Annotated in this window: 14 protein-coding genes; 8 read left to right on the top strand and 6 right to left on the bottom strand. The window is 56.6% G+C overall.

The window, feature by feature from the left end:
* The 3 genes from IEX04_RS01385 to IEX04_RS01375 all read right to left on the bottom strand — a co-directional run bounded on the left by IEX04_RS01385 (position 1) and on the right by IEX04_RS01375 (position 3,643).
* Positions 1-1,602 carry an aldehyde dehydrogenase (NADP(+)) gene (locus IEX04_RS01385; protein WP_188683133.1) on the bottom strand — a complete coding sequence of 534 codons (1,602 nt, stop codon included), beginning with the start codon at positions 1,600-1,602 and terminating at the stop codon, positions 1-3.
* A 50-nt stretch (positions 1,603-1,652) separates the two neighbouring features.
* A complete protein-coding gene (gene kdgD, locus IEX04_RS01380) occupies positions 1,653-2,591 on the bottom strand; it encodes a 5-dehydro-4-deoxyglucarate dehydratase (RefSeq protein WP_188683131.1) in 939 nt (312 codons plus the stop codon).
* 164 nt (positions 2,592-2,755) lie between these two features.
* Entirely contained in the window at positions 2,756-3,643 is an 888-nt protein-coding gene (locus IEX04_RS01375; RefSeq protein ID WP_188683129.1) for a LysR family transcriptional regulator, read from the bottom strand.
* Positions 3,644-3,794: 151 nt separating this feature from the next.
* Here IEX04_RS01375 and IEX04_RS01370 point away from each other — a divergent pair, with 151 nt between their 5' ends.
* The 5 genes from IEX04_RS01370 to IEX04_RS01350 are packed head-to-tail and all read left to right on the top strand — an operon-like array spanning position 3,795 to position 8,662.
* Complete coding sequence (locus IEX04_RS01370) at positions 3,795-4,799, top strand: tripartite tricarboxylate transporter substrate binding protein (RefSeq protein ID WP_188683127.1); 1,005 nt, start codon at positions 3,795-3,797, stop codon at positions 4,797-4,799.
* Positions 4,800-4,849: 50 nt separating this feature from the next.
* Positions 4,850-5,401 (top strand): tripartite tricarboxylate transporter TctB family protein, encoded by a 552-nt coding sequence (locus tag IEX04_RS01365; protein ID WP_188683125.1) that lies wholly within the window; start codon positions 4,850-4,852, stop codon positions 5,399-5,401.
* 25 nt (positions 5,402-5,426) lie between these two features.
* Positions 5,427-6,956 carry a tripartite tricarboxylate transporter permease gene (locus IEX04_RS01360; RefSeq protein WP_188683123.1) on the top strand — a complete coding sequence of 510 codons (1,530 nt, stop codon included), beginning with the start codon at positions 5,427-5,429 and terminating at the stop codon, positions 6,954-6,956.
* Positions 6,953-7,351: a universal stress protein gene (locus IEX04_RS01355; protein WP_188683120.1), complete on the top strand. Its 399-nt coding sequence runs from the start codon at positions 6,953-6,955 to the stop codon at positions 7,349-7,351. The genes IEX04_RS01360 and IEX04_RS01355 overlap by 4 nt, the downstream gene beginning before the upstream one ends.
* Before the next feature lie 15 nt (positions 7,352-7,366).
* Positions 7,367-8,662: an enolase C-terminal domain-like protein gene (locus tag IEX04_RS01350; protein ID WP_188683118.1), complete on the top strand. Its 1,296-nt coding sequence runs from the start codon at positions 7,367-7,369 to the stop codon at positions 8,660-8,662.
* Positions 8,663-8,791: 129 nt separating this feature from the next.
* On the opposite strand, the gene IEX04_RS01345 is transcribed toward IEX04_RS01350, so the two are convergent.
* The 3 genes from IEX04_RS01345 to IEX04_RS01335 all read right to left on the bottom strand — a co-directional run bounded on the left by IEX04_RS01345 (position 8,792) and on the right by IEX04_RS01335 (position 11,580).
* Positions 8,792-9,487 (bottom strand): FadR/GntR family transcriptional regulator, encoded by a 696-nt coding sequence (locus tag IEX04_RS01345; protein ID WP_188683116.1) that lies wholly within the window; start codon positions 9,485-9,487, stop codon positions 8,792-8,794.
* Positions 9,488-9,556: 69 nt separating this feature from the next.
* Entirely contained in the window at positions 9,557-10,690 is a 1,134-nt protein-coding gene (locus IEX04_RS01340; protein ID WP_188683114.1) for an L-talarate/galactarate dehydratase, read from the bottom strand.
* A gap of 203 nt (positions 10,691-10,893) precedes the next feature.
* Positions 10,894-11,580, bottom strand: a complete 687-nt coding sequence (locus tag IEX04_RS01335) for an NAD(P)H-binding protein (protein WP_188683113.1) — start codon at positions 11,578-11,580, stop codon at positions 10,894-10,896.
* Positions 11,581-11,756: 176 nt separating this feature from the next.
* Between IEX04_RS01335 and IEX04_RS01330 the strand changes: the two genes are divergently transcribed.
* The 3 genes from IEX04_RS01330 to IEX04_RS01320 are packed head-to-tail and all read left to right on the top strand — an operon-like array spanning position 11,757 to position 14,473.
* Positions 11,757-12,074, top strand: coding sequence for a bifunctional 3-phenylpropionate/cinnamic acid dioxygenase ferredoxin subunit (locus IEX04_RS01330; protein WP_096254875.1), 318 nt, complete (start codon positions 11,757-11,759; stop codon positions 12,072-12,074).
* Positions 12,075-13,220: an NAD(P)/FAD-dependent oxidoreductase gene (locus tag IEX04_RS01325; RefSeq protein ID WP_188683111.1), complete on the top strand. Its 1,146-nt coding sequence runs from the start codon at positions 12,075-12,077 to the stop codon at positions 13,218-13,220.
* Complete coding sequence (locus IEX04_RS01320) at positions 13,217-14,473, top strand: MFS transporter (protein ID WP_188683109.1); 1,257 nt, start codon at positions 13,217-13,219, stop codon at positions 14,471-14,473. The genes IEX04_RS01325 and IEX04_RS01320 overlap by 4 nt, the downstream gene beginning before the upstream one ends.
* The last annotated feature ends 6 nt before the right edge of the window (positions 14,474-14,479 follow it).

Raw genomic sequence — 14,479 nt, 5'->3', positions numbered from 1 at the left:
TTACTCTCCAACAGTCTTCAGCGTGCCATCAACACGTCGGGTCAGATTCCAAGGATTGTCCATGCCAATTGGCTTTGGCAACAAACCATCAGGGAAATTCTGGTAGGCCACGGGACGCAGGAATCGCTCGATTGCCAGTGTACCGACCGAAGTGGTCTGCGGATCGGAGGTTGCAGGGAACGGCCCGCCGTGAACCATTGCATGTCCTACCTCGACTCCGGTTGGCCATCCGTTAACCAGGATGCGACCAACTTTGGTTTCCAGCGTTGGAATGACCTCGGCCGCGACTGCGTAGTCCGATTCGGTCAGCTGCAAGGTTGCGGTGAGTTGTCCTTCCAGCTTAGATAGTGCGTTCTTTAGCTGCCCAGCATCCGCGTAATGAATGACCAATGACGCTGCACCGAAGATCTCATCTTGCAAGACAGAGTTGGCCAGCAGTTGTTCCACGTTCGAGGAGTAGATGGTTGGTGCCGGCGCGTTCTTTCCGGTTCCTTCGATGCCACGACCCAACAGCTCGACACCTTCTTGGCTGCCTAAGGCTTCGACGCCCTGAGTCCAGGAGTTGAAGATTGACTCGGTGAGCATGGTCTGGCCGGAAGCTGCCGGTGCTTGAGCGCTAATGGCCTGAGCAAATGCATCGCCAGCTTCACCCGTCGGGACAAAGACCAAGCCGGGGGCCGTGCACAGCTGGCCCGAAGAGCCTATGACCGAAGCCAAATATGCCGCAGCCTGCGCGGACGGATCCTCGGCTAAGGCTCCTTCGAAGAAGATCACCGGATTGATGGAGCTCATCTCGGCGTATACCGGGATTGGTTCCGGCCGCGCAGCCGCGGTAGCCATCAGCGCGGTGCCCCCGGAGCGTGATCCGGTAAAGCCCACAGCCTTGATCACCGGATCGGCAACTAACGCCTGACCAATAGAGGCGCCTGGGCCGTAGACCAGGGAGAAGACGCCCGGGTGCAGGCCAAAGTCGGCTACCGCTTTGGTGATTGCTCGTCCCACTATTTCGCTGGTTCCGGGATGGGCATTGTGTGCCTTGAAGATCACCGGGCAACCGGCTGCCAGCGCCGAAGCGGTGTCACCACCAGCGGTGGAAAAAGCCAGCGGGAAGTTTGAGGCACCGAAGACGGCTACCGGGCCAACGGCGATTTTACGCTGGCGGATGTCAACCCGAGGTGCTGGCTGTCGCTGGGGCAAGGCAGGATCCACACGGACCCCGTGCTGGTCACCTTGGCGTACAACCTTCGCGAACAAGCGCAGCTGACCCGTGGTGCGTCCGCGCTCGCCGGTTAGGCGGGCTTCGGGTAGGCCGGTCTCGGCCATGGCGCGCGTTACCAGCTCGGCCCCAACCGCTTCGATGTTATCTGCAATGGCTTCCAAGAAATCTGCGTGCTTGGTAGGTTCCAAGGAACGGAAAGAATCGAAGGCTTCGGCAGCTGCCTCGGTGGCGACCTTTAATTGCTGCTCATCGATGAGCGTGTAGGCAGGCTCTAGCGGTTCGTTGGTCGCTGGATTGTAGCCGTGGACTTCTCGGCCGGTACCGCTGGTCTGCGTGCCGGCGAGGATGGACTGCCCGGTTAGGTTCTGCGTTGTGGTGCTCATAAATACTCCTGGTTCGACGAGATAGGTTGTCGGTAAGGAACGAATTTTGCTTAGAGGCTCGCGCCGGTAGGAACGATGCCGGCCTGCTTGATTAGAGCCGAAAGATCTGCAAGATCCTTTTCGGTCAGGTCCTGAAGAGGGGGACGCACAGAACCGGAGTCACGGCCAACGACCTTCAATCCGCCCTTGACGATGGAAACACCGTAACCCTTCACCCGGTCGCGGATGTCCAGGTATGGCAAGACGAAGCGGTTCAGTTTTTCATTCACTGCCACACGATCCTGGGCACGAACATCCTTGTAGAAGTCCAAGGCGAACTCCGGGACGAAGTTGTACATGGCTGATGAGTACGTGCTCATGCCCAGCTGCAACAATGGCAGGGCGAAGGTCTCGGCGGTGGGCAGACCGCCGAGGTAGAACAGGCGGTCCCCGTTCTTGGCATAGACCTTGGTCAGGTGCTCGATATCGCCTAGTGCATCCTTGAAGCCAATGAAGTTTTCGTGGTTCTCGGCAAGACGAGCCACCGTATCTGCCGAGTAGATTGCGTTGGCACGGTTGTACACGATCACACCGGTCTTGGTAGCTGCGCAAATTGCCGAGACGTGCTCGTAGAGACCATCCTGATCGCATTCGGTCAGGTACGGAGGAAGCAGCAGCAGACCCTCGGCGCCGACGGCTTCGGCATCCTGGGCATTTTGGATTGCCTGTTTGGTGGAACCGCCAGCGGAAGCTAGAACCGGAACGCGCGAACCTGCCTCTTCCACCGCCATGCGTACAACATTGGCCGCTTCTTCGGCGGTCAGGGCGAAACCTTCACCCGTGCCACCGGCAGCGAATAGGCCTGCCACGTCGAAGCTTGACTGCCATTCCAAGTGGCGGCGGTAAGCGGGCTCGTCTACTTCGAGGTTCGCATCAAATGCAGTGACTGGGAAGGAGAGCAGGCCGTCTTTGAGCTTGTCGGCAAGTTCATGAGGAGTGTACTGAGCCATGGGACTGGTCCTTTGCTAATTCTGTCGCATTACGTGCGGACAGAAGGTGTGGAACGTATTTGTTGTTCCCAGCGTATGGATGACTCATGATGCCTGTCCAAGCCCATATTTGTATGGTTTGATACCCTCCGTGCATCATTGACTGTTCTTGCCGAGTAGCAGCGTTAGTGGTGCAGTCCTCCGCGAACTATTTCAACCATGGAACCCAGTGCCGGGTTGCGCGATGTGCGACTCCAAATTGCGTGTAGCTGTACCGGGTCATCTTTCACTTCGGAGAGTCGCAGGTAACTGACGCCCTCAACACCGAGCAGTTTGGCGCTCTCCGGCACAAAGGCAATTCCACGCCCGGCGGAAACGAGCGCAACCATAGTCAGGATCTGGCTCACTGTGTGGCGCACATTTTTGTGCTCCACATCGATCCGGCGCACCACTAAGTCATAGAAATAGCGTGCCTTGGTCGCCGAGTGCATGATCAGTGGTTCGTTACGCAGATCCTGAAATAAGACGTCACGTTTCAACAAATCCAACCGGTGCCCCACAGGCACCGCAACGTACAGGCCTTCGGAGAGCAGCAAAGCTGACTCAAAAAGATCTTCGTCAAAAGGCGGCCTGGCCAACCCCATATCCAGATCCCCGTCCAAAAGCGCATCCACCTGTGCGCTGGTCACCATTTCAGAGAGGTCCAAATGCACCTCAGGCATTTGCTCAGTAATCTCGGCCAAAAGCGGTCCGAGAAGGCTAAAGCCAGAGGCTGCGGTAAATCCGATCCGGAGTTCGCCGATTTGGCCGGCGGCGATTCGTCGGGCATTATCGGGGGCGCGTTCGGCGGCAACCACAAGTCGCTTCGCATCCGCGAGAAATGCATGACCGGCAGCGGTCAGCGAGACCCGTCGATTATCTCGTTCCAGAAGCGCGACACCGACCGAGCGTTCTAGCTTTTGGATTTGTCGGCTTAGCGGTGGTTGAGTCATATTTAGTCGTTCGGCCGCGCGACCGAAATGTAGTTCTTCTGCTACCGCAACGAAACTACGGGCTTGATCAAGAGTGAACAATCGATACCTTTCGGGAATCATTCCATGCCTAGATGACCTTGGACATGCATCATATCTATTTTCTAAGCTGTACCACAGGCCGTGTCAGTGAGCTGGCTCACCCAAGTGGCCTCTGAAGCTTTTCCACTCGCAACCAGTAGGAGAACATCCCGTGAAAAATCGATTTACCCGACGCACACTACTTTCACTTTCCGCAGCGGGTGCCGCACTGGCACTGACTGCATGTGGCGGCAACGTCGGTGGAGGCAGCGCCGATCCCGCTAAATTTCCCAATGGTCCTGTAACTTTCACCGTGGGCGCTGCCCCCGGGGGATCGACTGACCTGATCGCCCGTGCTCTGAGTGAAGGTCTTTCTGACGAGCTCGGTGTGGCGGTCCCTGCAGTCAACAAGCCGGGTGCAAATGGTGCGCTGGCCACCGAAGAGGTCGCCGAGATGGATCCAGATGGGCAGAACCTCGTGATGCTGAATGCATCTCTGTTCACTATCACTCCGCTGGCAGTGTCCGAAGAAGAAGCAGTGACTTTCGACGACGTTGATGTGTTGGCCGGCCTGTCGCAGGACGACTACGTCATGATCGCCAGCAAGAAGTCTGGCTTCGCGTCGTTCGACGAAGTAGCTAGCAGTGACGAGAAATTGTCGTACGGAACTACCGGAGTCGGCACCGGCTCGCAGCTGGCCCAGGAATTGCTCCTAGCGCAGGCGGATGTCAAGGGTACGACCGTTCCCTTTGACTCGGGAGCCCCGGCGTTGACCGCTGTCATGGGCAACCAGGTGCAAATTTCTACCGTGCAGCTTGGAGAGGCCAAGCCTCAGATTGACGCAGGCACGGTAGAACCACTGGTAATTTTCTCCACTGAACGCAACGAATTTCTTCCAGATGTACCGACCGCAAAAGAGCTCGGCTATGACGTTCCTGTGTCTCAGTTCCGTGCTGTAGGAGTACCTAAGGGCCTAAGCGCTGAGGCTAAGAGCAAGCTCACCGAAGCTATCCAAGGCGCCACCGAAACTGAGACTTATAAGGAATTCAATAAAAACAATTTGCTGACCCCGCACGAGATCAGCGGTGAGGAAGTCATCAAAGAATGGACTGCACTGGCAGAGAAGTACAAGTCGCTAACCGAGGAGAACGGCATCTCGCTAGTTTCGGGCAAATAAGCTCCAGTAGAACTTTTACGCACGGGAACTAATTGAAGCGGATGGAATCGATGCAAAAGCATAAAGATAAGCAAGATACGCCGGAGACGGATGAAATCATTGCAACCGAGGCATTAACGCCGGAAGAACTCGCCGAAATATGGGAATCAGATGCACCGGCTAAAGCCGGACCAGTCGCGCATCTGGCCTCCAGCCTAGTACTCGTAGCGTTCTCCCTTGCCGGAGTCATCATGTCCGTAAATCTGGATCTGGGAACACCGCAAACTCCAAAAGCTGGAATGTGGCCGTTCATCGTGAGCATCATTATCGGTGTAATGGCTGTCGTTCAGTTGATTGTAGGACGCGGCGGCGGCAGAGATGGAGAGCGATTCACCAAATACAGCTGGTTCGCTCTCATCGGCTTCGCGACTTTGATCCTCCTGGTCATCTTGATGCCAGTCATTGGTTTTGAAGTTCCTTCGCTTCTTTTGTGCTTTGTGTGGATGCGGTGGCTGGGAGCAGAAACCTGGCGCTCAGCCACCCTCTACTCAACGCTTGTCGTAGTGATTTTCTACCTCATATTCATTGTTGGCCTTGGTACCAGCATCCCGCACGTGATCTGACTAGAGCAGAACAAGGAATATCAGCATGGACTTTTTTGCACCAGTCCTTGACGGTTTCGGTACCGTTATGGACCCCACCAATCTCCTTTATTGCCTAGTAGGCGTGGTCATCGGCATGCTCGTTGGAGTACTGCCGGGCCTGGGCCCGGCAGCGACTATCGCGATCCTCCTGCCCCTGACCTACGGTATTGAACCAGTAACCGCGATCATCATGCTCGCTGGAATCTTCTACGGTGCACAGTACGGCGGAACTATCACCTCGGTGCTACTGCGCCTGCCCGGCGAAGCCAGTTCTGTAGTCACCGTTTTTGATGGCTACGTCATGGCAAAGCAAGGGCGTGCAGGAACTGCGCTGGGCATTGCCGCTATCGGGTCATTCGCTGGTGCGACGGTATCCATTATTGGCCTGACCTTCTTGGCACCGCTTGTGGCAAGCTTTGCGCTGGACTTCGGTCCGCCAGAGTATGCAGCTCTGGCCTTATTAGGAATCTTGTTGGTCGCCACAATCTCAGGGGCCTCGAAGATTAAGGCGATTATCGCCGCCGCTGTCGGATTGCTACTGGCTACGGTAGGACGCGATATCTTTACTGGTGCCGAACGCTTCACCTTCGGAAACCTGTCGATGGCGGACGGAATCGACTTTGCTCCGCTTGCTATGGGACTGTTCGGCATCGGCGAGATCCTCTACAACCTCGAAGACCGACACCGCGCTGTGAGCGCTCCTATCAAAGTGAAGCGAGTCTGGCCTTCGGGCAAAGACATCAAGCAGGCCGCCCCAGCCATGGGGCGTGGCTCGCTTCTGGGCTTTTTCCTAGGGATTCTTCCCGGCGGCGGAGCCACCATTTCTTCACTGGTTTCCTATGCGGTTGAAAAGAAGGTTGCTAAGGATCCCTCACGCTTCGGCAAGGGAGCCATCGAAGGCGTGGCGGGCCCAGAAACTGCCAACAACGCGGCAGCTACAAGCTCATTCATTCCGCTGTTGACTTTGGGCATACCTGCTAACGGCACCATGGCCATTATTTTCGGTGCACTATTGATCCAGGGCATCACGCCCGGGCCGCAACTGATTGGCAACGATCCGGAACTGTTCTGGGGCGTGGTTAACTCGATGTACATAGGCAACATCCTCCTCTTGCTGATGGCCATACCACTGGTGGGCGTATTCATCCGGATCTTGCGTATCCGTGCTGCAATCTTGGCACCCATCACCGTCTTGATCACCATGCTCGGTGCCTACACCATCCGCAACTCGATTTTCGATGTTTTTCTGGTGGTGGTTTTCGGAGCATTGGGATACGTGATGAAAAAGTTCGGGTTCGAGCCCGGACCGCTGGTGCTGGCGTTCGTGCTCGGCAGTTTGCTTGAATCTAACCTTCGTCGCTCTCTGCTCGTACTCGAAGGCGACCTCGGAGGTTTCTTTACCCGTCCAATCTCCGCTTCATTGCTGATTGTATTCGTCATTGTCGCACTGTGGCCGATGCTCAAGAGCTTCATTGACAAGCGGAAAACGAACACGCTAGCAGTCCAGGTAGAAACTGAAAAGGAAAAAGTATGAGCATCATCGTCGGATATGTCCCCACTCCTGTAGGCAAGGCAGCGCTGGACGCCGCAATTGCCGAGTCCAAACTGCGCAACGAGGAACTGTTGATCGTCAATTCTTCCCGCGAAGGCGCCCTAGTGGACAAGAACACTGCTTCCTCGGACGACTGGAAAGAAGTCGAAGCGGTGGTGTCCGCAGCCGGAATTGATAGCCAGATCATCGAGTCCACTTATCGTGACGACCTGACCGAAGAATTCCTGCGCATTGCGACAGAACGGAAGGTGTCGCTGATTGTCATAGGTTTACGCCAGCGCACCCAAGTCGGCAAATTCATTATGGGGTCGCATGCGCAACGGATTCTATTGCAAGCTGATCGCCCGGTGCTAGCAGTCAAAGCCAACGCGCACTAACATTTGGAGATTCACATGTCATTACCTGCTTCGCCTGCCACACCGACGGCCACAATCACCTCCGTCGTGGTGACCCCGGTAGCGTTCGCGGACCCTCCGTTGCTGAATTCGGTTGGCGTACACGAACCTTATGCCCTGCGAGCCATCGTGGTTGTCCACACCGATTCCGGCCATTACGGCTTGGGAGAGACTTACGGAGATGAGGTGCACGTTGCACGGTTGCAACGTGCAGGAGAATTCCTGGTCGGTACCGACGCTTTTAATATCAATAGAATTTCTGAGCGCGTTTCCGCCTCGCTGGCCGAGGATAACGGGGCCGGCGGTCATGGTACTGGCGGAATGGTGACAACCACATCATTGGATGATCGTGTACTTTCCGCTTTTGATGTTGCCGCGATGGATATCCAAGGCAAGGTGCTTGGAGTACCGGTGAGCACTTTACTCGGGGGACAAGTTCGGGACGAAGTCGAGTTCAGCGGCTATCTGTTCTATAAGTGGGCCGGCCACCCGGGCTTTGCAGAGGACAAATGGGGTGCCGCTTTGGATCCGTCTGGCATTGTGGAGCAAGCCCGAAAAATGGTCGACGAATACGGCTTTAAAGCGCTCAAGCTGAAGGGAGGGGTTTTCCCTCCTGAGGAGGAAGCCTTAGCTATTGAAGCGTTGCGAGCAGAATTTCCAGACATGCTGCTTCGAATCGATCCAAACGGCGTGTGGACTGTAGACACCGCAGTACGCATTGGCCGACGGCTAGAGCCGATTCTTCAATATCTGGAGGATCCATGCCTGTCCATCGAGGACAACGCGGCAGTGCGCAAGCAGATAAATCTCCCGCTGGCCACCAATATGTGTGTGGTCTCCTTTAATGATCTTCCGCCAGCGTTGAGCGCCGGTGCTGTGGACGTGGTGCTCTCTGATCACCATTTCTGGGGTGGACTTAATCGCTCACGTTTGCTGGCCGGAATCGCCGAGACCTTCAAGCTGCGGCTGTCGATGCACTCGAACTCGCACTTGGGAATCAGCTTTGCAGCCATGATCCAGCTAGCATCCGTCACGAAGAATGTGGACTACGCCTGCGATACGCATTGGCCATGGAAGTTGGCGGAGGATGACGTGATCGTTCCGGGAGTCTTCTCATTCGAGGATGGCAAAGTCCGGGTCCCAACAAAACCTGGGCTAGGTGTGGAGCTGGACAACGAAGCGCTGGCGCGTATGCACCAGCAGTATTTAGACGCTGGACTCAAAAAGCGCGACGACACCACCTACATGCAGTCCATCGTTCCGGAGTATGAACTGAAGACGCCCCGGTGGTAGTGCCAGGGTAACTAGCGTTTGCTAACTCATTTGCAGATTTTTGGTGGTTTGATGGAGTCGGGAGTAATCGCTTTCTCCGCCTAGGAGGAGTAAGCCCACGGCGTCGATTTTCGCTAAATCACAGTGCGCTTAGTTCTTGCTGCCAGATTCTGACTCCAGCCGGTAAATGGAATTGGCTAGATGAATGCGCATGGCCGCGGCGGCCAATTGGGGGTCGCCCGACGCAATTGCATCGCGCACCGCTTGGTGCTCCGCGGCCACTAGACCCCATTGCGCGGCCGACCTCGATTCCGACGGTTCCAGGCGGCGACGCGGCATGGCGATCATCGACGGTCCGAAATTCTGAACCGCATGGGAAAAATAGTTATTCGCAGTGGCGCGGGCCACCGCGAGATGGAATTCGTAGTCGCAACTCATGCTCGCCGAGGCATTGCCTGAAGCGGCTTCAAAGCCACGAAGAGCCTCGTCCATTGCTGCTAGATCCTTTATGGAATACGTTGCGGCAGCTTTCGCGGCGGCTTCGGATTCAAAGCCGACGCGGAACTCCATCAGTGCACGGCGTTCATCCAAGGTGCGAGGTACCAGCGCACTGGCCATTTGAGGTTCCGCCGGAGGAGTCAGCGCGAAGCTGCCTGCGCCACGGCGTGTGTGCACCAGCCCCTCAGCCTGCAACCGGGTGATAGCTTCACGCACCACGGTGCGCGAGACCCCGTGTTCGGCAATCAGCGTGTTTTCGCTGGGAAGCTTGTCGCCCGGAGCGAAGTGCCCACTGCTTATCCGCTCACGCAGGGATTCGACCAGAGTGGTGGTCAGATTCGGTTTCATGCTCTCCATAGTTCAACAATAAGCGCCGGGGCACCTCGATGAGGTGTCCCGGCGCTTATTGATACTCTTTTAGGCCCGTCCGAACTCAACCGATTCGGTGGTCCAAGTCCTCGCCTGATCGCTGAGGCTGAACCCCAGGCCCGGACGGTTTGGCACGATCATGCGGCCATCCTTGGTTTCCAGGCGTTCATTAAACAGCGGGTCTAACCAGTCGAAGTGTTCCACCCACGGCTCGCGCGGGTAGGCGGCCGCAAGGTGGAGGTGGATTTCCATGGCGAAGTGCGGTGCAAGGTCCAACCCTGCTTGGTCTGCCAGTGTGGCCAGGCGCAAGAACTGGGTGATGCCACCGACGCGCGGAGCATCTGGCTGAATGATGCTGCAGGCACGGGCCGCGATCAGGCGTTCGTGTTCGGCGACCGAAGCGAGCATCTCACCGGTGGCAATCGGGGTATCCAGCGCTCTGGTTAGTGCTGCATGGCCTTCGGCATCGTAGGCATCCAGAGGTTCTTCGATCCACACCAAATTGAACTGTTCGAGTTTGCGTCCCATGCGCAAGGCGGTGGCACGGTCCCACTGCTGATTGGCGTCAACCATCAGTGGGAAGTCCGGGCCAATATGTTCGCGTACGGCGGCGACACGGCGCAGGTCTTCGGCGCTATCCGGGAGTCCGACCTTGATCTTGATTCCGCCGATGCCTTCTTCGATGGATTGGCTTGCGCGTTCCTTAACCTCTTCGATGCTGGCATTCAAGAAGCCTCCGGAGGTGTTGTAGGTGCGCACGGAATCGCGGTATGAGCCGAGGAATTTAGCCAGTGGCAGTCCCGCGCGCTTGGACTTCAGGTCATAGAGCGCGATGTCCAACGCTGCCAGGGCCTGTGTGGCCACTCCGGAGCGGCCCACCGATGCGCCGGCCCAGAGCAACTTGGTGTACAGCTTGGCGATGTCGTTGGGGTCCTCGCCAATCATTGTCTGGGCGACTTCCTTGGCATGAGCATATTGCGCGGGACCGCCGGCGCGTTTGGAGTAGGAGAAGCCAAGGCCTTCATAGCCCTGTTCGGTGCTGATCTCGGCGAAAAGGAACACGACCTCTGTCATTGGCTTCTGCCGGCCGGTGAAGACCTTGGCATCAGAGATCGGGGTTGCCAGAGGCAGGCGCGCGGTGGAAAGTTTGACGTGGCGGATGGCATCTGGCGTGTAACTCATGATCTGAAAACTCCTGACGGTCAAGTTCCCGAGGTGGGCCTTGTTATGTACTTATAGTATAAGTTCAAAAGTTATCACACAAGTGATTTGGGGAGATTTCTCAGTCGCTTTGATCGTGTTCGTCTAACGGTGTCTTATCGTGCTTAAATGCCTCAGGACCGCTCGAACGTTCGAGCGGTCCTGAGGTTGGCTAAAGATCGACTTTAGCTGATCGCCTCGGCGATCGGTGTCTGTCCGTCATAGAAATTCACTGTCTGGCGAACGGCTGCGTTGTTGACGACAACATGGGTCAGAACATCTGCAACGGTCTCACGCGCAGTATTCCCCTCATTCTCCTGCGGCGCACGTCCTTGGATCTTGCCTTCTTCATCGGTCAGCGTGACCTTCTGGCTGGATGGATCCAGGGTCAGCAGGCCCGGACCAAGAATGGTGAAGTCCAAGTCGGTCGCACGCAGGAATTTGTCCGCGTCATGCTTGGCCTTGGCATAGGTATAAAAGGAGTTGTCCTTCTCTAGGCTGTCCACGTCAACGGATGCGCGCGCATAGGAGACCATGGCAAAACGCTTCACCCCGGCCTGCTCGGCCGCCTTCATGGTGCGTACGGCGGCTTCGTAATCCACCGCGACGGTGCGTTCGGGGCTTCCGCCGCCGGCGCCGGCGGAGAACACCACTGCCTTGGCGCCGCTAAACTGCTGGGCCAACGCGTCAACGTCTGCCTGTTCGATATCCAGCACTACCGGGGTGGCGCCCAGGGCACTGATTTCATCGCTATGTTCTGGGTTGCGAATCACCGACTCTACGTTCAGCCCGTGACTTGCAAGTTTTGGCGCCGCAAGAAGTGCAACCTTCCCGTGTCCACCAATGATGACTACTCGATTTGTTTCGGACATATGCTGCTCTTTTCTCCTCGGTTGTCGTCTTTGGCACAACGCCAAAAGGTGGCTTGATATTCCAACCGTGGATTTCGCGGTGTTGTTATTACTTAGTAGTGATCTTTCAGATAGGACAGCGGGCACCAAGAGTGACAAGATGGTTCTAGACGTTTAACCACATCAAAGGAGTCATCGTGAGCTACAAGGTAGGCCCTGCAGACGAGCTACCCGAAGGCGAAGCCTTACTAGTTCCCGCCAGCGAAAGCGGCGCCAGCGAGGACATTGCGGTGTTCCACGCCGATGATGGCAATTTCTACGCGTTGCAGGACGAGTGCACCCACGAGGTAGCCTCGCTCTCCGACGGCTGGATTGAAGGCTGCGAAGTTGAATGCCCGATGCATTCGTCCAGCTTCGATATGCGCACCGGCAAGGTGCAGTGCATGCCTGCCACCGTAGATGCCCGCACGTACAAAGTTGCCGTAGTCGACGGAAACTTGGAGCTAGATATCTAGATGCCGTCAGTACACATTGTCGGCGGTGGTGTTGCCGGTTTTACGCTCGCGCGCGAACTTGTGAGCAAGGGTTATGCCGGGAACATCAAAATCAGCGACCCCGAGGGACTGCCCTATGACCGGCCACCGCTGAGCAAATCCCTGCAGCGCGAGTACTTTGTTCCACCTGCCTGGTTTGAACAACACGGTGTTTCGCTCATCCAAGAACAAGTTACCGAGCTAATTGCCCCCACCGCCGAGGATGAATGGGTGGTGCTGGCTACCGGAACCACCCCAAAAAAACTTCAGGTGCCGGGCACAGAGCACATACGTAGCCTGCATACCGCCACCGATGCGGCTGATCTTTCGGCCGCACTGGAAGATGGAATGTTCGGGCAGCGCGTACTGGTCATCGGTGCGGGCCTAGTCGGGGCAGAATTTGCGGCCACCGCAAAAATGCTCGGCGCTCAGGTCACACTCGTTTCCAACTCAGAGGCGCCGCTGTCCAACGTCCTAGGCGTCGAGATGGCTGCAGTCTTGCATGCCGAGCATTCCCGGCACGGGATCACCGTATTATCTGGTGAACTCGCCGAGGCCGGTGCGGGCTACGCGGTGGTCGGCGGGCAACGAATCGAGGCGGAAATCCTCGTCGCTGCCATTGGAGTCGAGCCCGAAACTACCCTCGCACAAGCGATGGGGCTAGAGATCAACGACGGAATACTTGTCGATGATCAGCAACGCACCACCACGTACCGTCAGGTTTTGGCCATAGGCGATGGCGCACGGATGACTCAACGCTCCCGTGCCGTGCACTGGGAAGCAGCCATGGAAGACGCAGCGATTGCCGCGGCCACCATCATGGGAGGCGACGCACGGCCCCATTCGGTGCCGTGGTTCTGGTCTGACAGGCATGACAGCCATATCGAAGCGGTGGGGGACTTTACCCGGGCCACACAGCACGTATCGCGGTTGAACCGTCGTGGGCAGCTACAGGTACTTTTCGGTCTTAACGAAGCAGGAAATTTGGTAGCCGCTTCGATGATTGACGGTGGTCAGATGTCGAAAGCCGTCAAACGGCTCATCGCACGTGGTTACACGCCGAGCATTGAAGAACTGCAAGACTCCAGTGTTGGTCCGCGTGACCTTGGACGGCAGGAAAAAGCATGATCACGGAACGTAATTCGGGTGTCCCCGAAGCTCTCAAGATCCCTACCAAACGAGTCGGCGTTGGCTGGATTGCAGCTGTTGTCACCGTTCATATCGGGATTAATGTTGGCTTCTTCGCGCCGATTCAAGTACTCCTTGGATTACATGCTGAACAGCTAGATGCCAGCCAGAAGGCCGCCATTCTTTCGCTCGTGACCGGTGTTGGTGCCGCTGTCTCTTTGGTGGCAAATCCACTCTTCGGGGCTCTGAGCGACCGGAGTACCTCGAAATTTGGCCGGCGTGTTCCGTGGGTTCTGTGCGGCACGGTGTGCGGAGCGTTAGCGCTGCTACTCATGTCAACCGCCCAAACGGTGAGCATGCTGGTACTGGGCTGGGCACTGATGCAGGCAGCTGGCAATGCAGCTTTAGCCGCGATTTTTGCCGCCATCCCGGACAAGGTGCCGGTGGAACAACGTGGCCTTGTCGGTGGGATGGTGGCGTTGGGGCAGACCTGCGGCTCACTTATTGGTGCAGTCATCGGCATGTTTGCGGCCTCAAATCTGGTGTTCGGCTATGCGATTGTTGCAACGGCCGTAGCCATTTGCGCGATTCCCTTTGTCTTGCTGCGGCAAGATGTTCCGCTTCCAAAGGGTGCGTTAGAACCGTTAAAGCTCATGGAATTCGTCAAGAGCTTCTGGATCAACCCGATGCAGCACACAGATTTCGGATGGGCTTGGCTCTCCCGTTTCCTGCTCTATTTGGGCAGCCAGCTGTGCTTGGTTTACCTGCTCTTTTTCTTGCAGGACAAGTTGCGCCACCCAGAACCCGCCACCGGCGTGCTGATCCTGACAGCGACCTACGCCTTTTGCGTGATTTTCTCCTCGGTGATTGCCGGTCGGCTCTCTGACCGGGATGGAAAACGCAAGAAATACGTGATCATCTCCTCGGTCATTGTGGCTGGGGCTGCGTTGACCCTCGCCTTTGCGACTACCTTCACCACTGCGATCTTCGCTGCCGTTTTTCTCGGGGTTGGATTTGGCGCTTACCTCGCCGTCGACTTTGCCTTGCTTACACAGGTGCTGCCGTTCGAGGATTCTCGCGGTAAAGACCTGGGCATGATTAATATTGCGAACTCGCTGCCACAAGTGTTTGCTCCACTTATTGCTTGGCTTTCGGTGACGTGGCTAGGCGGTTATTCAACGTTATTCATGTGTTCAGCAGTGATCAGCCTGCTTGGTGCCGCGCTGGTCTTGAAAATCAAAAGCGTTCCGTAGCCGGTA

Origin of the sequence: Glutamicibacter ardleyensis (genome assembly GCF_014644555.1) — a bacterium.
GTDB classification, from domain to species: domain Bacteria; phylum Actinomycetota; class Actinomycetes; order Actinomycetales; family Micrococcaceae; genus Glutamicibacter; species Glutamicibacter bergerei.
This window is presented reverse-complemented; position numbering and strand designations above follow the sequence as displayed.

Coding starts and splice junctions, on each gene's coding strand:
- IEX04_RS01320 (WP_188683109.1), top strand. CDS start 13,217: ATGATCACGGAACGTAATTCGGGTGTCCCCGAAGCTCTCAAGATCCCT.
- IEX04_RS01350 (WP_188683118.1), top strand. CDS start 7,367: ATGTCATTACCTGCTTCGCCTGCCACACCGACGGCCACAATCACCTCC.
- IEX04_RS01355 (WP_188683120.1), top strand. CDS start 6,953: ATGAGCATCATCGTCGGATATGTCCCCACTCCTGTAGGCAAGGCAGCG.
- IEX04_RS01335 (WP_188683113.1), bottom strand. CDS start 11,580: ATGTCCGAAACAAATCGAGTAGTCATCATTGGTGGACACGGGAAGGTT.
- IEX04_RS01360 (WP_188683123.1), top strand. CDS start 5,427: ATGGACTTTTTTGCACCAGTCCTTGACGGTTTCGGTACCGTTATGGAC.
- IEX04_RS01340 (WP_188683114.1), bottom strand. CDS start 10,690: ATGAGTTACACGCCAGATGCCATCCGCCACGTCAAACTTTCCACCGCG.
- IEX04_RS01345 (WP_188683116.1), bottom strand. CDS start 9,487: ATGAAACCGAATCTGACCACCACTCTGGTCGAATCCCTGCGTGAGCGG.
- IEX04_RS01325 (WP_188683111.1), top strand. CDS start 12,075: ATGCCGTCAGTACACATTGTCGGCGGTGGTGTTGCCGGTTTTACGCTC.
- IEX04_RS01365 (WP_188683125.1), top strand. CDS start 4,850: ATGCAAAAGCATAAAGATAAGCAAGATACGCCGGAGACGGATGAAATC.
- IEX04_RS01385 (WP_188683133.1), bottom strand. CDS start 1,602: ATGAGCACCACAACGCAGAACCTAACCGGGCAGTCCATCCTCGCCGGC.
- kdgD (WP_188683131.1), bottom strand. CDS start 2,591: ATGGCTCAGTACACTCCTCATGAACTTGCCGACAAGCTCAAAGACGGC.